Annotated in this window: 13 protein-coding genes; 6 read left to right on the forward strand and 7 right to left on the reverse strand. The window is 55.2% G+C overall.

Annotated features, from left to right (window positions below; genetic code table 11):
* A partial coding sequence (locus P1U71_RS12800) for a DMT family transporter (RefSeq protein ID WP_301105999.1) occupies window positions 1-927 on the forward strand: 927 nt, incomplete at its 5' end.
* Between the two features lie 12 nt (window positions 928-939).
* On the opposite strand, the gene P1U71_RS12805 is transcribed toward P1U71_RS12800, so the two are convergent.
* Window positions 940-1,104, reverse strand: coding sequence for a succinate dehydrogenase assembly factor 4 (locus P1U71_RS12805; RefSeq protein WP_367281189.1), 165 nt, complete (start codon window positions 1,102-1,104; stop codon window positions 940-942).
* 101 nt (window positions 1,105-1,205) lie between these two features.
* Here P1U71_RS12805 and P1U71_RS12810 point away from each other — a divergent pair, with 101 nt between their 5' ends.
* The 3 genes from P1U71_RS12810 to P1U71_RS12820 all read left to right on the forward strand — a co-directional run bounded on the left by P1U71_RS12810 (window position 1,206) and on the right by P1U71_RS12820 (window position 4,883).
* On the forward strand, window positions 1,206-2,492 hold the full coding sequence (locus P1U71_RS12810; RefSeq protein ID WP_301106001.1) for a transcription antitermination factor NusB: 1,287 nt from the start codon (window positions 1,206-1,208) through the stop codon (window positions 2,490-2,492).
* A 76-nt stretch (window positions 2,493-2,568) separates the two neighbouring features.
* Window positions 2,569-3,234, forward strand: coding sequence for a ribulose-phosphate 3-epimerase (gene rpe / locus P1U71_RS12815; RefSeq protein ID WP_301106002.1), 666 nt, complete (start codon window positions 2,569-2,571; stop codon window positions 3,232-3,234).
* Window positions 3,231-4,883, forward strand: a complete 1,653-nt coding sequence (locus tag P1U71_RS12820; RefSeq protein WP_301106003.1) for a heparinase II/III family protein — start codon at window positions 3,231-3,233, stop codon at window positions 4,881-4,883. The genes rpe and P1U71_RS12820 overlap by 4 nt, the downstream gene beginning before the upstream one ends.
* A gap of 3 nt (window positions 4,884-4,886) precedes the next feature.
* On the opposite strand, the gene P1U71_RS12825 is transcribed toward P1U71_RS12820, so the two are convergent.
* Complete coding sequence (locus P1U71_RS12825) at window positions 4,887-6,197, reverse strand: nucleotide sugar dehydrogenase (RefSeq protein ID WP_301106004.1); 1,311 nt, start codon at window positions 6,195-6,197, stop codon at window positions 4,887-4,889.
* 160 nt (window positions 6,198-6,357) lie between these two features.
* Here P1U71_RS12825 and purH point away from each other — a divergent pair, with 160 nt between their 5' ends.
* On the forward strand, window positions 6,358-7,956 hold the full coding sequence (gene purH, locus P1U71_RS12830; protein WP_301106005.1) for a bifunctional phosphoribosylaminoimidazolecarboxamide formyltransferase/IMP cyclohydrolase: 1,599 nt from the start codon (window positions 6,358-6,360) through the stop codon (window positions 7,954-7,956).
* A gap of 25 nt (window positions 7,957-7,981) precedes the next feature.
* Window positions 7,982-8,296 carry a heavy metal-binding domain-containing protein gene (locus P1U71_RS12835; protein ID WP_301106006.1) on the forward strand — a complete coding sequence of 105 codons (315 nt, stop codon included), beginning with the start codon at window positions 7,982-7,984 and terminating at the stop codon, window positions 8,294-8,296.
* Between the two features lie 3 nt (window positions 8,297-8,299).
* Here P1U71_RS12835 and P1U71_RS12840 read toward each other — a convergent pair whose 3' ends face one another.
* The 5 genes from P1U71_RS12840 to P1U71_RS12860 form a co-directional block, all read right to left on the reverse strand.
* On the reverse strand, window positions 8,300-9,658 hold the full coding sequence (locus tag P1U71_RS12840) for an MFS transporter (protein ID WP_301106007.1): 1,359 nt from the start codon (window positions 9,656-9,658) through the stop codon (window positions 8,300-8,302).
* A 63-nt stretch (window positions 9,659-9,721) separates the two neighbouring features.
* Window positions 9,722-14,557 (reverse strand): NAD-glutamate dehydrogenase, encoded by a 4,836-nt coding sequence (locus P1U71_RS12845; protein WP_301106008.1) that lies wholly within the window; start codon window positions 14,555-14,557, stop codon window positions 9,722-9,724.
* 397 nt (window positions 14,558-14,954) lie between these two features.
* Complete coding sequence (locus P1U71_RS12850) at window positions 14,955-16,151, reverse strand: hypothetical protein (protein WP_301106009.1); 1,197 nt, start codon at window positions 16,149-16,151, stop codon at window positions 14,955-14,957.
* Window positions 16,148-16,945 carry a metallophosphoesterase family protein gene (locus P1U71_RS12855; RefSeq protein ID WP_301106010.1) on the reverse strand — a complete coding sequence of 266 codons (798 nt, stop codon included), beginning with the start codon at window positions 16,943-16,945 and terminating at the stop codon, window positions 16,148-16,150. Before P1U71_RS12855 ends, P1U71_RS12850 begins: the two co-directional genes overlap by 4 nt.
* A 242-nt stretch (window positions 16,946-17,187) precedes the next feature.
* Window positions 17,188-17,535 (reverse strand): hypothetical protein, encoded by a 348-nt coding sequence (locus tag P1U71_RS12860; protein ID WP_301106011.1) that lies wholly within the window; start codon window positions 17,533-17,535, stop codon window positions 17,188-17,190.
* Window positions 17,536-17,695: the final 160 nt, after the last annotated feature.

Consider the following 17,695-nt stretch of genomic DNA (forward strand, 5'->3'; position numbering starts at 1 on the left):
CCGGAAGTCATCATGCCCCCAACTGAGCCAACGGCGAACCAAGCCTCGACTATGCGTGCCTATCTACTGCTGACCCTGACAACCACATGCTGGGGAATGAATGCGGTCCTGGGCCGCCTTGCCGTTGGCGAAATATCTCCGATGGTGCTGGTCTGCCTTCGTTGGCTGCTGGTCGTGATTATTCTGTCATTGGTGTCCTACCGCCACCTTCGGCGCGATTGGGCCGTTCTCAAGAAATATTTCGGCTATATGCTGGCAATGGGTGCGTTTGGTTTCACCGGCTTTAATATGCTGTTTTACCTCGCGGCCCATTCGACAACCGCCGTGAATATCGGCATTTTGCAAGGATCAATCCCGGTTTTCGTGCTGATAGGCGCATTTCTGGTTTTTCGAACCAGGGTATCACTGATGCAGTCCTTCGGTGTGATCGTGACGATTATCGGCGTGGGGATTGTTGCCTCAGGCGGTTCATTTGCGCGACTGGCTACATTCGAGATCAATCACGGAGATGCCTTGATGCTGTTCGCCTGCGCTCTCTACTCAGGCTACACCGTCGCACTGCGATACCGGCCGGATATATCGGCGCTCTCGTTCCTTTCTATAATGGCAATTGCGGCATTTTTAACCTCTATCCCCTTCGTATTTATCGAAATCGGGTTGGAGCATTTTCAGCCCCCCACAACAAAAGGGTGGATGATAGTTGTCGCCGTATCCCTGTTTCCGTCCCTCATTGCCCAGATTTCCTTTATCGCTGGCGTCGGCATCCTGGGGCCCGGACGGGCGGGCATTTTCGTCAACCTGGTGCCAATCTTCGCATCAATTTTTGCGGTCACTTTTCTTGATGAACCGTTCGAGTTCTTCCAAGGGGCCGCGCTTGCGCTTGTGTTATTTGGCATTTGGCTATCGGAAAAGGGAAAGTCCGCGTGACGGGCTCAGCATTCAAAAATCACTGACGATGCCCTTGCGTTCCCAATCACCGTAGCGTGTCGGCTCCGGCCCGGACGGACCGCCGACTTCACCCTTTGCCTGTTTCAGCTTGATGGCAGGATCTTTCGTGTCTTTTTTCTCGATATCGCTATTGGTCTTTTTATTGGTCATCTGCATCTCAAGCTTGGCTGTAGGATGGGGTTACTATTGATTTTATTACCCTCAGTATTTCCGAACGATCTATAGACCGCAAGGCAATTTTCCGCTAGAAGCCGCAGATGACAACAACACCAGCCAATTCACGGGCCGCCGCCGTCCGGCTTCTCTCCCGCGTGCTTCAAAAACGCCAACCGCTGGAAGAGGCGCTTGATCCCGTGCTTCAAGGATTTCCGCCGCGCGATCGGGCGTTGGCGCGCGCGATCACCTCGACCGCGCTCCGTCATCTTGGTGTGATCGACGCCCTGATTGATAAAATGCTGGACCGACCCCTGCCTGAAAAAGCGCTGGATGTCCGTCATATCTTACGGATCGGCATCACGCAGATCCTCTATTTGAACATCCCCTCCCATGCCGCAGTGCATGACACGGTCGCCCTGGTGCCGGACCGCAGCAAGCATAAAGGTCTCGTCAATGCCCTCCTCCGGCGGATTGACCGACAGGGCGAAAAGCTTCTCTTGAAAATCGATATTCCACGCAGGAATACGCCTCCATGGCTTTGGGATGCTTGGATTGCCCATTATGGGGAAGAATCCGCGCGACGAATTGCCGAGGCGCATCTGACGGAAGCCGCACTCGATATCTCGGTCAAGTCCGAACCTGAAAAATGGGCGGAGGCACTCGAAGCAGAGATCCTGCCGACGGGCACCCTCCGCCGGGCGACAACAGCAACGCTTGTCGATCTTCCTGGTTTTGAAGAGGGGGCCTGGTGGGTACAGGATGTCGCCGCGGCACTCCCCGCCGCGCTTTTGGGGAATGTGGCAGGTAAGCAGATCATTGACCTGTGCGCCGCGCCCGGAGGCAAGACCGCACAGTTTGCAGCAGCGGGCGCGGAAGTTGTCGCCCTCGATCGATCCAAAAACCGCCTGAAAAGACTTGAAGAAAATATGGCACGGCTTCGCTTGCCTGTAACTGTAGTGGTGGGTGAAGGTGAAAATTTTGTCCCGAAGCGACAACCCGATGGCATTCTGCTCGACGCTCCCTGCTCCAGCACCGGCACTCTTCGCCGTCATCCGGATGTCGCCTATCTGAAGTCCCAGGCGGATGTCGATAAGCTCAGCGGCCTGCAGGCCCGGCTTCTGGATCATGCCTGCGAGATTCTGGGTCCCGGCGGGCTGCTGGTGTACAGTGTCTGCTCCTTACAGCCGGAGGAAGGCGAGAGGCAGATCGCGGCTTTGCTTGACCGGAACCCAGCCCTGAAACGGGAACCGATCAAGGCGGAAGAAGTCGGCGGCGCAAGCGAGCTTCTTAATATGGACGGGGATCTACGCACTTTGCCCTTTCATTTGGGCGGCATGGATGGGTTTTACGCGGCGCGCCTTCGGAAAATATCTACGCCCTCCGCTTGAGCCGCCTATTTTGTCATGGTAAAGACATGTTTAACTTGCGCCAATATTGCAGGAAATTTGGTTTAAAGGACCCCTTATGCGTAAACCGGTCAGAATAGCCCCATCCATCCTTGCCGCTGATTTCGCGAAACTTGGCGAGGAAGTCAGCAATGTAGCAAAGGCCGGGGCCGATTTTATTCATGTCGATGTCATGGATGGCCATTTTGTGCCGAATATCAGCTTTGGCCCCGCAGTGACGAAATCCGTCCGCGGATACACGGATATTCCCTTCGACTGCCATCTGATGATTACTCCGGTCGATCCCTTTATCGCGGAATTCGTCGACGCAGGCGCGAATATCATCACCCTGCATCAAGAAGCAGGCCCGCATCTGCATCGCAGCCTGCAGTTAATCAAATCCCATGGTGTCAAGGCGGGTGTCTCCCTCAACCCGTCAACCCCGGCGGCAACGCTGGAACATGTGATGGATGAGGTTGACCTTATTCTGGTGATGAGCGTCAACCCCGGGTTTGGCGGGCAGAAGTTCATCCCCTCCCAGCTGGATAAAATCCGAACCATTCGCGAGATGATCGACGCTTCCGGACGGGATATCGATCTGGAGGTTGACGGCGGAATCAACGCCGAAACTGCCCCGCAGGTGATCGAGGCGGGCGCGGATCTTCTGGTCGCAGGGAGCGCGGTCTTCAAGGGCGGACCCGAGCAATATGCCGCCAACATAAATGCGGTGCTGGGACGAACATGAGCAAAGCCGCGATAACGCCTGCGAAAGGAGGCTTACCGTCGCGGCGACTGGTTTCCGATGTGATATACGCGAGCGGAGCGTATCAGGCCCTGCTGAAAAGCCGGGTACCAAAACGCCTCGTCCAGACGCCCGTTGATATTTTCCCGGGTAACGGGGAGCGGGCGGACAGCCTCTATCAGGGGCATTTCGAATTTGCGGGCTTTAGCCTCGAGCAGGATGACCAGGTTCCCTGGGACGCAGAGGGCATGCCCCTCGCATGGCATAAGGAATTGCATCAGTTCGCCTGGCTCCGGGATTTCTCTGCGAACGGGACAGAGGCGGCACGGCGCCATTCACGCGCGTTAGTTCTCTCCTGGATCGAGAAATTCGATGTTTACCGCCCCTTTGTCTGGGACGAGGATGTGCTGGCCCATCGGCTTATCGCCTGGTTCTGCTGCAGCCGCTTCCTGCTCGAAGAAGAGGAAAGCGAGTTCAATTTCAAATTTCTCCGTGCCCTGCGGCGCCAGTATATTCATCTGAGCCGGATCGCAAAAAATAAACCCGAGGGTGAGGATCGGACGGCAAGCTGGCAAGCCCTGCTCTATGGCGCGCTCTGTTTTCCGGACATGGGGAAAAGCAGCAGCAAACATCTCGCCTCTCTTGAGACAGAGTTGGGCCGCGTTGTTCTTGCGGATGGTTGCCATATCGGCCGCAATCCGGAGCGGCATCTGGTCCTGCTCGGTGATCTTATCGGCATCCGCAATACATTGATGGCCGCGAACGAAATGGTACCGGTCGCCATCAATAATGCGATCGACCGGCTGGCCCCGGCGATCCGCTTTTTCCAGCATGGCGACGGCCGTCTCGCGCTCTTTAACGGGGGACTCAAGCTGCCGGAAGGGTATTGCGACAATATCCTTTCGCTTTCCGATGCGACGGGACGCGCGCCGCAACGCTTCCCGCAAGGCGGGTTTGAGCGGATGAAGGCGGGCCGCGCGTTGCTGATCCTTGAAAGTGGTGAGGGCGGTCGGCGTGAAGGCGAACAGTCCCACTCCGGGCTCATGAGTTTTGAGTTCAGCTACGGCCGCGAACGGCTCATTGTCAATTGCGGCGCTGTGAGCGATCCGGAATCGGCTTGGGGCAAGGCCCTCGCGGCAACTGCGGCGCATTCAACACTTGGCTTTGATAATATCAACGCCATATTTCCCAAACGCCCAGCCTCAGGGGAAGACCATAACCTCGCTGTCCGGAATGAGGATGAGGGGAATATCTGGCTCGATCTGGAAAGCAACGGTTATCTCGATACGGTCGGTGTTCTGCACCGGCGACGGCTCTATCTGGACGCCAGCGGTCTTGCACTCCGTGGGGAGGATCAGATCATCCCTGAAAGAATGCCGCCGTCGGGACGGTCCCATTTCAGCCTGCGCTTTCATCTGCATCCGGAATTAAGCATTTCAAGGAGCGCAAGCGGGAAGAATATCCTGATCCGCACGCCAAGCGGGACGGGATGGAAGTTTTTGACCGCCGCGCCGCGGCTATCGCTTGAAGAAAGCGTTTATTGCAGCGAACCCGGGGAGCGACGCTATAACCAGCAGATTGTCATTACCGGCCAGCTTATTGATCAGGAACCGATCCTGATAAAATGGGCGCTGACCCGCCTGTCGGACTAGGGTTTAAAGCTGCCAGCGCTTGATTTGGGGTGAAAATTCCGTATCGCGCCAGATGCCCTTCACATCGGCAATCAGTCCTTCACCGCCCATCATCTCTTCCAGAGCCGCCGGTGACAGATCACGGTAAACGGAATGGGCAACAGCCCCGACAATGGCGTTATAACCGTTCAAATCAGAGAGGCTCTCGATCAAGTCGATGTCTAGGAACTGCTGCGCCTCATCCTTGTCGGCCAGCGGGTCATGCACATCAACCTCATGGCCATGCTCACGCAGCACGCGGATGATATCAACAACCTTCGTATTGCGAAGATCCGGCACATTTTCCTTGAACGTGACGCCGAGGACGAGGATCTTGCATTTACCATTGAGATTTTCATGAACGCTATCGGCGATGAACTTGCCCATATTCTCGTTGATCCGGCGACCCGTCAGAATGAGATCGGCAAAATGGCCGACTTCATTGGCCCGGTGCGCAAGGTAAAAGGGATCGACCCCGATGCAATGCCCACCAACAAGACCCGGTGTAAAATTAAGAAAATTCCATTTCGTGCCCGCCGTTTCCAGAACGTCATAGGCGGAAATGCCGAGTTTCTGGAAGATCATGGTCGCCTCGTTAACGAAGGCGATGTTGATATCGCGCTGCGCATTTTCGATCACTTTCGCCGCCTCGGCGGTTTTGATGTTTCGCGCGCGGTAAGTCCCGCCTGTCGTCGCCGAGCCATAAATATCGGCGAGAATATCGGTCACTTCCTCGGTCTGGCCGGAGACGACCTTGATGATTTTATCGACCGTATGAACCTTGTCGCCGGGGTTGATCCGCTCCGGTGAATAGCCGAGGTAAAAATCCTCTCCCGCCTTCATCCCGGAGGTTTCCTCCAATATCGGGCCGCAGACATCTTCTGTCACGCCCGGATAGACCGTGCTTTCAACAACAACGATCGCGCCTTTTTTCAGAACCGGTCCAACTGCGGTACAGGCGCCTTTCAGCGGGCTCAGATCGGGCTTGTCATCCTCATCGACTGGCGTGGGCACCGTGACGATATGGACATCGGCATCGCGGGTATCATTGATATCCGTCGTGAACCGTACACTGCTTGCGCGCAAAGCTGGCGTATCGATTTCCATCGTCCGATCATGGCCATGGCGAAGTTCCTTGACCCGGCCTTTATTGACGTCAAAACCGATCACGTCAAAGCTTCTTGCCAGCGCCACGGCAAGCGGCAGCCCCACATAGCCGAGGCCCACAATCGAAATCTTGGTTTTGCCGCTAACCTTGTCACGCCCTTTAAGAGCCGCCGGTGCTGAATTCGCCATAGGATATACTGTCCTGTAAAAAAATTGGGTCCGTTGTTTGGTAACGCCGGGATAGTAGTTTGTCCAAGTTTTTTTTTCGTTAAAAGGTTCCGCAAATTCGCCCTCCGTGCTATAGGGCGCATATCCCCGTAACCCTTGTTTCAAAGGATGTAATCCGTCGATGTCCCGCACCGATTTGCAACCCGTTTCCCGCGCTCTTATTTCTGTGTCCGACAAATCAGGCCTGATCGATCTCGGCAAGGCGCTCGCGGCGCTTAACGTCGAAATTCTCTCTACCGGTGGCAGTGCCAAAATGCTGATGGAGGCAGGCGTCAAAGTAACCGAGGTTGCCGATCACACCGGCTTTCCGGAGATGATGGACGGCCGTGTCAAGACGCTGCACCCGACAATTCACGGCGGTATCCTCGCTCTCCGCGATAATTCGGATCATTTGAAGGCGATGACAGATCATGATATCGGCGGCATTGATCTGGTCGTTGTCAATCTCTACCCGTTCGAGGAAACGGTCGCCAAGGGCGCGGATTTCCATACCTGCATAGAGAATATCGATATCGGCGGTCCGGCGATGATCCGCTCCGCCGCCAAGAATTACGGCTTCGTCAATGTCATCGTCGATGCGAGTGACTATCAGGCTGTGATTGATGAGCTTACAGAGACCGGCGGCAAAACAAGCATTGAGCTTCGTAAGAAACTCGCCGCGAAAGCCTATGCCCGCACCGGCGCCTATGACGCCGCCATTTCCAACTGGTACGCGGCGCAACTTGGCGAAACCTATCCTGACCGCCTCGTCCTCGCGGGATCGCGCCAGCAAATTTTACGCTACGGGGAGAATCCGCATCAATCCGCCGCCTTCTATGCCAATGACGAGAAACGGACCGGCGTTGCAACGGCAACGCAGGTCCAGGGGAAGGAACTTTCCTATAACAACTTCAACGACACCGACGCGGCGTTCGAACTGGTCGCGGAATTCGATCCGAAGGTAAGCGGTCCGGCCTGCGCCATTATCAAGCATGCCAACCCGTGCGGTGTCGCAACGGCGCCGACGCTCGCGGATGCCTACAAAACCGCATTTGCCTGCGATACAACCTCGGCCTTTGGCGGGATCATCGCGCTCAACCAGACACTGGATGCGGCAACCGCCGAAGAAATCGTAAAAATCTTCACTGAGGTGATTATCGCCCCGGATGCGGCGGATGCCGCGAAGGAAATTATCGCGGCGAAGAAGAACCTCCGCCTGTTGCTGACCGGTGGCCTGCCTGATCCAAGCATTCCGGGCCGGCTCGTGAAGTCGCTCGCGAGCGGCTATCTTATTCAGGATCGCGACAATGCCCTGACCGCATCGCCCGAACTTAAAGTCGTTACCAAACGCGCACCGAGCGATCAGGAAATGAAGGACCTCAGATTCGCCTTCACCGTTGCCAAGCATGTAAAATCCAACGCCATTGTCTATGTCCGGAACGGCGCGACGGTCGGCGTCGGTGCCGGGCAGATGAGCCGGGTGGATTCATCAAAAATCGCCGCCAGCAAATCACTGGAAGCCGCACAGAACGCCGGGGAGACAACTGCCTGGGCGAAAGGCTCTGTCGTTGCCTCTGATGCCTTCTTCCCCTTCGCCGACGGGCTGCTCGCCGCGGCAGAGGCGGGCGCGACGGCGGTGATCCAGCCCGGTGGCTCCATGCGGGACGATGAAGTGATTGCCGCCGCTGATGAGGCCGGACTTGCCATGGTCTTCACTGGTATGCGACATTTCCGCCATTAGGATTTCCGGATAAAGGAGCGACGCGATGATTATCACGACCACGGGGTCCGTCGAGGGCAGAACAATTTCCACTTATATGGGCGTTGTCGGCGGCGAGGCCGTTATGGGCTCCAACTTTATCCGCGATTTTTTCGCCAGAGTGACCGACACATTGGGCGGACGGTCCGATGCCTATCAGAAGGAAATCCGCAATGCCCGCGCCCATGCGCTTGGCGATATGAAGGAGGAGGCTGCGGATATCGGCGCCGATGCCATCGTCGGGATCAGTGTCGATGTCGAGGTGATCGGCGACAGCATGCTGATGGTCACGGTCGCGGGAACCGCCGTCAAGCTGGCCTAGCCTCTATTCATGCTCCGGCTCGCGCACGAAGCTCATCAGCGCCGCGCCGATCATTAGAAGCGTGAAGATCACGATCATCGCCGGGCGCTGCTGCCCTGTGGCAGAAGTAACAATCCCGATCAGGAGCGGCGCAACAAAGGCCGTCGCCTTGCCTGACAGAGCGAAGAGACCAAAAAATTCCCCGGCCTTTTCCGGCGGGGCCATGCGGGCGATCAGAGTCCGGCTGGCCGCCTGCGCGGGCCCGAAGAAGAACCCCATGATGAAGGCAAAGACCATAAAGACCATCTCGGCCGGGCTGGCAAACAATGCGCCCCCGTCCACCGGCATGGCGGCAGGGAGCCCGAACAGGACCTGGCCATTGCTGATCGACAGCACCCCGACAGAGGCAAAAGCGAGTCCCAGCACGGAAATGACAATTGTCGGTTTCGAGCCGAGCCTGTCATCCAGTGACCCGCCGATAAAGCACCCGGCAATGGCAAAGAAATTGATCAGGATGCCGAAGATACCAAGTTCCGTCGTGCCCCATTTAAACAGCCCGGCGGCATAAATCCCGGAAAAGCCGATAAGCGCCAGAATGCCGTCGTTATAGAACATCCGCGCAATCAGGAAGAAGACAATGTTGCGATGGCTCTTCAAAGACCGAAGCGTCACCATCAGGGCAGCAAGGCCCTGCCGTATGGCCTCCTTTTTCGGGATATTGCTTGCCGCCCGGTCCGGTGTGAACAGCAGCATCGGAATAATAAACACCATCAGCCAAAGGGCCGCCATCGGTCCGGTAATCCGGTCCGGCTCATGCAAGGCTTTACTCAGGCCGAAAAGCGGCACTTCCGGCAGCGAAAACCCGAACAGCACAATAAACAGCGCAATCAACCCGCCGATATAGCCAAGACCCCAGCCAAAACCGCTGAGCCGGCCCATCCGCTTGGGCGGCACCAGCGTCGGCAGCATGGAATTGTTAAAGACAATGCTGAACTCGACCCCGATCGTACCAAGGACAATGCCCGCCAATATCCAGAAAATACCGCTTTGCATGCCCGGCACGGCCCACCAGAGAGAAAAGGCACCGACGGCACAGAGGATGGAGAAAAAGAGAATCCAGGGTTTCCGCGCGCCGCCCGCATCGGCGATGGAGCCAAACACCGGGCTTAAAATCGCAATCAATATCCCGGCGATTGCCTGAGTGTACCCCCAATAGGCCTGCCCCTCCGCCGGGCTTGACGCCACGAAGGAGGTAAAATAGGGCGCGAAGATAAAGGTGGTGACAACGGTAAAGAAAGGCTGGTTCGCCCAGTCGAACAGCGCCCAGGAAAACTTTCCGAGCTTGCCCGCTTCCTGCGGCATTCCCTCACTGATTACGCTCATGCCTGCCCCTCACCTTCCGCCGATCGATGCCGTCACGCTACGACGATAATTCGGTTAAAACAATCACGTAATCATCGAACGGAATTGCTGGTTAGCGAAAACAAGCTTCGAGATATCCAGCGCACCCGCTGATCTCAATTCCTTTATCAATTCAGCAGAGCGCTTGATTGTTGTCTGGTTATTACCGCGCCAGAAATCGAAAGCCTCGCGACCCTTATGGCCGTTGGCACCCGCAAAGACCGATGCGGTGATTGCCCGCTGCTGACCGTATAGATCATCGATGATCGCCGTGACGGCGAGCCGTTCCCAATTGTTGTCCGGTTCAATCGTTTCGGCGGCGCTGCGCACCCAATCGAGATTAAGCTCCGCACCAACGGCAAAGTATACCTCTCCAACCTCGGTAATCGGTCGGCCGGATGCCTTGCCCGCCTGGATAACATCGAGAGAGGAGCGAAGCGGTCCAAGCGCCGCGATCCGCCGCGCGAGCGGTTCGGGCACCCCGTCATCGACCAACTGGCTCGCGCGGGAGACAAAGCGATTTTTACCTTCCTCGCTCAGCAGGGCATCCAGTCCCTTTTCGAGCTTGCGCATATCCGTGGCCAGCCCCTTAACCTCATCGGCGATATTATCCCCTTGGGTCAAGTGCCGCAGGCACCAGAGCGTCGCACGGCGCGCAAGCTTCTGGATAACGTCAATCATGCGCCCCTGAATATCGGTGCTGACTTTGTTATCAAGCGCCTCAATTCCGGACCAGAGCTTCTCAAGATCGAAAACCGCGCAGACGATGGCAAATGCCCGCGCAACATCCTCCGCCTTGCACCCTTGCTCCTCGCGCATTTGAAAAACGAATGTAGGGCCGCCCCGATTGACCAGCTGATTGACAATAACAGTCGTGATGATTTCCCGGCGCAGACGATGGCCTGCCACGTAAGGGGCATATTTCTCGCGAAGCGGCGGCGGGAAATACTGCGCCAGCCACGTATCATAATAGGGATCGTCCGGCAGCTTCGTCTCAAGGATATCCTCATAGAGCGTCATCTTCGCATAGGCGAGAAGAACCGACATCTCCGGTCGTGGAAACCCGATGTTAGCCGCCTGCCGATGAACAATTTCATCGTCGTCCGGCAGGTTTTCAACCGCCCGGTCCAGCCGGCCCTTTTTCTCCAGGTCGCGCATGAAGAGGACATCATCGGTGAAGTTATCAACGCTCTGCCGTTCGGATGTTGTCAGTGCCTGTGTTTGCAGGTAGTTGTCCATCAGGACATGAGCGCCGACATCTTCCGTCATATCCACAAGCAGGCGGTCCCGCTGCTTTTCCGTCATTTCCCCGTCATCAAGAACGGCGCGCAGCAGGATCTTGATATTCACCTCATGGTCAGAGCAGTCAACTCCTGCGGAGTTATCAATGGCGTCCGTATTCAGCCGCCCCCCGTTTAGCGCATATTCGATCCGGCCGAGCTGCGTCACCCCGAGGTTGCCGCCTTCCCCGATGACTTTTGCGCGCACTTCCTTACCGTTGACGCGAATAGCATCATTGGCGCGATCGCCCACATCGCCACTGCTTTGATGCGTGGCCTTGATATAGGTGCCGATCCCGCCGAACCACAGCAGATCCACCTTCATCTTCAAAATGGCAACCATCAACTCATTCGGCGTTGTCGTATCCGCCTTGATATCGAGCAGTTTCTTGATTTCGGGCGTCAGAGAAATGGATTTTGCCTTGCGATCAAAGATGCCGCCGCCCTTCGAGATCAGCTTGGGATTATAATCCTCCCAAGAAGAGCGGGGCAGGGCGAACATCCGCTCGCGTTCCTTGAAGCTTTTCGCGGTGTCCGGTGTCGGGTCTATGAAGATGTTGCGATGATCGAAGGCGGCGACAAGCCGGATCTTCTTCGACAGCAGCATGCCATTTCCGAAGACGTCGCCGGACATATCGCCGATACCCGCAACATCGAATTCCTGGCTTTGGGTATCGATCCCCATTTCCCGGAAATGACGCTTCACCGATTCCCAGGCGCCGCGGGCGGTAATGCCCATTTTCTTGTGGTCATACCCGGCCGCGCCGCCAGAGGCAAAGCCATCCCCGAGCCAGAAGCCATAGGAAATGGCCACTTCATTCGCGATATCCGAGAAGGTCGCCGTTCCCTTGTCCGCCGCAACGACAAGATAGGGATCATCGCCATCATGTCGGACGACATTCTCCGGCGGCACCACGTCACTGCCGACATAGTTATCCGTGATATCCAGCAGGCCGGAGATGAAAATCTTGTAGCAGTTGATACCTTCCGCGAGATATTCCTCCCGCGTACCCGTCGTGGGGAGGTTTTTCGGGTAAAACCCGCCCTTGGACCCGACCGGAACGATAACCGTGTTCTTCACCATCTGGGCCTTCATCAGGCCGAGAACTTCTGTCCTGAAATCTTCTCGCCGGTCCGACCAGCGCAATCCCCCACGAGCGACCTTGCCGCCACGCAAGTGCACACCTTCCACCCGCGGGCTATAGACGAATATCTCAACGAACGGGCGCGGCAGCGGAAGCTCATCCAGCTTCTGACTATCCAGCTTGAACGAATAGTAGGGTTTTCCCTGCTCATCCTGACAGTTCTGAAAGACATTGGTTCGCAATGTATTGACGATCAGATTGACGAAACGGCGGAGAATTCTGTCTTCATCAAGGCTGGAAACCTCATCAAGCAAGAGCCAGATCCCCTCGACGATCCGGGCGACATTCTCGTCCCTTTCGCCTTCCTCTACGGGATCGCAACGGGCGTGAAACAGCTCGATCAAACGGCGGGCAATTTCCGGATTCCCCGACAAGGTATTCATCATATAGGTCTGGCTGAAGGTGATGCCGGCCTGACGCAGATATTTCGCATAGGCGCGCAGTACGACAACACTCGACCAGTCGAGCCCGGCGCGCATCACCAAACGGTTAAATCCGTCATTCTCCATATTGCCGGTCCAGACGCGGCGGAAGGTTTCCTCAAACTTCGCTTTCAAATCATGCAGGTCTAGCGCGTAGCCGCCGGGTTCGATCAGTTCAAAATCATGAATCCAGACCTTGCCTTGAAGGTCATCCGAGGCAACGAGATAAGGATTCTCGGAAAGAACCTTGAGCCCCATATTCTCGAGCATGGGCAGGCAGTCGGAAAGCGTCAGCGGCGTCTCCCGGCTATAGACCTTGAACCGGACCTTGTTTTCCGGATCCTCGACCCAGCGATAGAGATTGAGGCCAAGTTCCTGAGACTTGAGAACCGCGTCAACCTTCTCAATGTCATAAAGAGCCAGATCTGCATTGAAGCGTTCCTTATAGCCGGCGGGGAAGGCATTGCCATAGCGCGTGCGAAGACGCAGGCCCTTTTCCTCACCCCATTTTTCAAGCAGCACGTCCATAAGGTCATCGGCCCAGTCGCGGGATGCCTCAATCAGGCGGCGCTCCAGATCCTCTTCATCGACGACGGGCTTATGCTTGCTTTTGAGTGAAATAATATAGTGAATTCGCGCAAGGACATCATCGCCTACAAGGGCGTAATGGGACGACAGAGAGCCATTATGCTCTTCGGCCAGCAGCTCACCGAATTTCCGGCGAAGATCTGTATTAAATTTTTCCCGTGGAATATAAACGATGACCGAGACAAAGCGCTCAAACCGGTCCCGCCGCAACAGGACGCCGATACGCGGCCGTTCCTGCAACGACATGATCCGGGTTGCATTTTCATACAGGTCCTCAACCGAAATCTGGAAAAGTTCATCGCGCGGATAGCTCTCCAGGATATGGGTGAAGGCCTTCTCATCATGGCTATTTTTCTGGAAACCGGCCACTTCCAATGTCTGGTTTACCTTGCGCCGCAGATAGGGAATATCGCGCGGTATTCGGTTATAGGCCGCTGAGGTGAACAGCCCCGTAAAACGATGCTCCCCAATAACTTCGCCCTTGTCATTGAACTTTTTCACGCCCACATAATCAAGATGAACGGCGCGATGAACGGTGGAGCGGACATTAGCCTTGGTGACAATGATCAGTTCACGGCGGCGGAGAAAATCTTTCACCTCCGGCGACATCTCGGTCCCGCCAGTCATGATCCGGCGTGTCTGGTCGCGCAGAATCCCCAGGCCCGAGCCTTCAACCAGTTTCCATTTATCCGATCGGCCCTTGCCTTCTTCAGCAAACTCAAATTCCCGGTACCCCAGGAATGTAAAATGATTGTCTGACATCCACTGCAGCAGGGCCAGCGCCTCATCAATTTCCTCTTTATCCAGCGGCGGCGGGTTCTTCTTCAGATTTGCGCTGATCGCATCAACATGGGCGAGGATCGGCTTCCAGTCGTCAACCGAAACGCGGACATCGTTCAGGGTTTCCTGAAGACTTTTCTCGATCTCCAGCAGCACTTTCGGATCAGACTGCTCGTCAATCTCGAAATGCATGATGCTTTCGCGAATGGCTTTTTGCTTGCCCTTCGGCTCACCTGCATAGGTCTGAAGACGGTTGCCGGCCGCGTCGCGGTCCACATAGACAACCGGGTGGATAACCTGGTGAACGGTGAGACCACGGCGGTTTAGCGCCGCCGTCACGCTGTCGACCAGAAAGGGCATATCGTCATTGACGATTTCAATGACCGAATGGGTCGTCCTCCATCCATGTTCCTCAAGATCGGGAGTAAAGACCCGAAGCTTTGCTATTCCCGGTGTTCTTAGCGAGCCAAATTTATACAGTGAGACGGCCGAGCCATAGAGATGTTCCGGCGAGATCTCAAGAAGGTCTTCCGGCGCCGGGCGCTCGTAAAAAAGGCGTACGAAATTTACCGCATCAGCCGCTGTCTTCTTATCCAGCCGACTTTCAACTATCGCGAGAATTTTATCGATATGCTCTAGCTTGAGATCTTGCGCCTTTGCGACCATTTTCTGAATCCCACTTCTTCAGATTTTGTAGTTATCTTTACCAAGACTGATAATATATGATTAAATTATCGATTAAGAGTTAATTTGCAAAGAATTATAGTAAATAAAAATTCGTCATTTTTTCAAAGTGTTATTTGGGTGATGTCATAAAATTTACTTATTTAGATCGACGGCTGGCGGATTAGCGGAACAATGACCGGCTCATGAGGTTTTCGTATGTGGGTATCACGCTGGCCATAGCCTGTCAGTAAGTACCCGCCCTTACATTAGAGAATTATTCTGTAAAAATAACGAACGTTTGCTTAATGAATTTTGCCCTTAAACCGCAAAGAAGATATCGCTATGGCATCCGCCGGACGGTTCTGCTTTTGGGCCGAGGTAAAGCGCGGTCAGTCGGCTAACCGCAGCCCGCCGCACTTTTTTTTATTTTATAAAGATGGGTTGCGTAGGGGCCGAAATTATCCCGGAAGCTACTCCCGTCATTAGAGATCGCACGCGTCTCATCAAGCACCTCAACATGATCCGCATTGATGCCCCCCGGAAGGCCGAATTCCACCTCGGTCGAAAACTTACTGAGCGAGCCCGCAAACACATAGAGATGGCAGTCATCCTGCTTCACCAGCGCGGACACATTATTATAGGAGCTTGTGACGGGCTCAATCGAGATGGCCCCCTGGATGCTTTCGCTTTTCAGAACGCCCGCCAGACTTTGCAAGCGCTGATTAACCCCCGTAATGGCATCGCGAAGGGACACATTGTCGAACAGAGAGGCTTCCACAAACCCGGGTCTGAACTGATGCACGAAATAGATGATGCCTTCCGCGCCGTGAATAATGCTGAGCCAGACTAAATTCCGAACCTGATCCCCGGTTGGCAAGATATCGGCATTTGACACCCGGCTTGCCTCGATAACGCTCCAGACCGGCTTTTCGTTCCCCGACCAGCCGATCAGCCGATCAACGCCGCGGGCAACATAATCGAGACGACCACGAATGCCACCATCATTATGGGTGATCGGATAAATATCGAAGGAAAGAATATCCGCTGCCCTGACATAGCCCTCATAATCCTCCGGATGGTTGGTGCGTGTGCCGCGCCCATGCCATTGATCCCATGCCACTCCCTGTCCGAGATTGAGAAGGATTGGCCTTTTTTGATCACGCGCCTTCATTTCCCGATAAAGCTGCAACAGGACATCGGCGGAAACCGGAGGGCCAAATCCGCCGCCCGCCTGCGCCTGCGCGTTGTCTGGCTCATCCGGCATCATCCAGCCGGCAATAATATCGCGGTATTTATTCTGCAGCGCGAGGTCGTTCTGGGGCGCGAAAACCGGCATTTGCGCCGCCTGTAGCTGGCGGAGCTGTCTCTCTGTCGGACCGTCCCAGAGTCCTGCGTAAAAATTTATTCCGATTTCCTTGTAGCGGTCGGCATTTTTTGGATCCTGCAACCAGACCCCGACCGGAAATATATCCGGTTGGTCCAGAAACCCGGCAGGAGAGGTGATACTCTGTTGTGCAAACGCTTTATACGGAGGAAAGAAGGCAAAGGAAGAAAGAAGGGCTAGTAACAAAAAAAGACGAGGCCACTCTCTCATAGGATTTCCTTGGATTCCCCTTCGAGAACGAGGCAGGTCAATATGTTCGAGTAAAAGGCCCCCGTATCGATGCCGATACGGTTGTCCTTAAATTCCGGCTCCGGAATGATGCTGTGCCCATGCACGATGACCTTGTCAAAAAGTCCCGTATGCTCCAGGAAATCGTCACGAATCCAGAGAAGATCATGCTCTTTCTGATCGTCAACAGGCCGACCCGGCTCAATCCCGGCGTGAACGAAAAAGTAATCGCCCATCACATGGCTCGCCCCGAGCGAACTGATAAACTGCAAATGGGAATCAGGAAGGTTCTTTTTGAGCTTCTTCCCCGCCTCCCTGATTTTTTCTTCCGTCAGTTCCGCAAGCACCAGATCGATGCCGTAACTTCTGAGCGTTGCATCGCCTCCGTAATGGAGCCAGCGCTTGCCCTTCATCGGGTCCTGTAGAAAGGACATCATCGCCGCCTCGTGATTTCCTTTCAGCGTGATGACGTTCATCTCGGTTTGCTTAAGTTCAAGCAGCAGATCGATGACAGCCGAGCTGTCAGGCCCGCGATCCACATAGTCGCCGAGAAAAATAAGATGCGCCTGTGCATCTTCTCGCCGCGCCCGGTCCATAGCAATCTGCTCCAGCAGGGGGGTGAGCAGATCCTTGCGGCCATGAATATCGCCAATCACATAGGCCCGCTGGCCTTCCGGCATTCTTGCCGCCGTAACTGAGACCGATGACGGCGGCGCAGTTTCGCTCTCTTCCGTCGGACGTCTGGAGATAAACTTGTTAAGCCTGGCTAAAGGCATTCAATCCTTCTTTCAGTTTGCAGCGGCGAGAATTATCATTTTCATCAATTTCCAACCCCCAAGGCTAGCGCCTTCAATTACGGAATACCACTTACAAGAACGTGAACAGCCAAAAAAAAGTGGCGGTCTTTTGACCACCACTCTATATAGGTACTGAAATGCTACTTTTGAAGCGCTGCCCGTGAAAGCCTTGCTTCACTTTGAAAATTTACTTTGTAAAATTCCGTCTGTATCGAAATTCTCTATTCCCAGTTCGAGTTTTCCGCCTTGCGGCGCCGGCCGAGCCAAAAGATCGCGCCCAACGCCCCGCCAAACAGCAATAGAGCAGGCGAGAGGGGAACCGAATTCATAAGCCCACCGCTTGCGGAACTCTCGGCAATATCTCTGGCCGGTTTATTCTGGACAAGAGCAAATGCCGAAGCCTGATGCGTGGCAACCACGTCCGTCTCGATAGGCCGGTTAACGTTGGTGACACCCGCGACAGCCTTGTCAGCCGCATTTCCGTCAAGCGCGAGCGGCGCCCCGGCGGCAACAGATACATATGCAAACAGCACGGTCAGCATTGTCACGGCAACTTTACAAAAAACCACCATCTCACTCCCGGTTACGGTGCCGGGTCAATCTCCACCGGCGAATAGGACACTTCCAATTGCCTCCATGAATATGATGACACGCAAGTTCTCGCATCCCTCATATGGGGGATAGATTGAAAAAAAGCGGCTCCCGACGGAAAAAGCGTCCTTCTCCCAG

Origin of the sequence: Sneathiella sp., assembly GCF_029233945.1 — a bacterium.
Taxonomy (GTDB): domain Bacteria; phylum Pseudomonadota; class Alphaproteobacteria; order Sneathiellales; family Sneathiellaceae; genus Sneathiella.

What these genes read in the sequence shown, in the direction of transcription:
- P1U71_RS12835 (WP_301106006.1), top strand. Translation starts at nt 7,982, where the DNA reads ATGATTATCACGACCACGGGGTCCGTCGAGGGCAGAACAATTTCCACT.
- rpe (WP_301106002.1), top strand. Translation starts at nt 2,569, where the DNA reads ATGCGTAAACCGGTCAGAATAGCCCCATCCATCCTTGCCGCTGATTTC.
- P1U71_RS12825 (WP_301106004.1), bottom strand. Translation starts at nt 6,197, where the DNA reads ATGGCGAATTCAGCACCGGCGGCTCTTAAAGGGCGTGACAAGGTTAGC.
- P1U71_RS12820 (WP_301106003.1), top strand. Translation starts at nt 3,231, where the DNA reads ATGAGCAAAGCCGCGATAACGCCTGCGAAAGGAGGCTTACCGTCGCGG.
- P1U71_RS12840 (WP_301106007.1), bottom strand. Translation starts at nt 9,658, where the DNA reads ATGAGCGTAATCAGTGAGGGAATGCCGCAGGAAGCGGGCAAGCTCGGA.
- P1U71_RS12845 (WP_301106008.1), bottom strand. Translation starts at nt 14,557, where the DNA reads ATGGTCGCAAAGGCGCAAGATCTCAAGCTAGAGCATATCGATAAAATT.
- P1U71_RS12855 (WP_301106010.1), bottom strand. Translation starts at nt 16,945, where the DNA reads ATGCCTTTAGCCAGGCTTAACAAGTTTATCTCCAGACGTCCGACGGAA.
- P1U71_RS12805 (WP_367281189.1), bottom strand. Translation starts at nt 1,104, where the DNA reads ATGCAGATGACCAATAAAAAGACCAATAGCGATATCGAGAAAAAAGAC.
- P1U71_RS12810 (WP_301106001.1), top strand. Translation starts at nt 1,206, where the DNA reads ATGACAACAACACCAGCCAATTCACGGGCCGCCGCCGTCCGGCTTCTC.
- P1U71_RS12850 (WP_301106009.1), bottom strand. Translation starts at nt 16,151, where the DNA reads ATGAGAGAGTGGCCTCGTCTTTTTTTGTTACTAGCCCTTCTTTCTTCC.
- purH (WP_301106005.1), top strand. Translation starts at nt 6,358, where the DNA reads ATGTCCCGCACCGATTTGCAACCCGTTTCCCGCGCTCTTATTTCTGTG.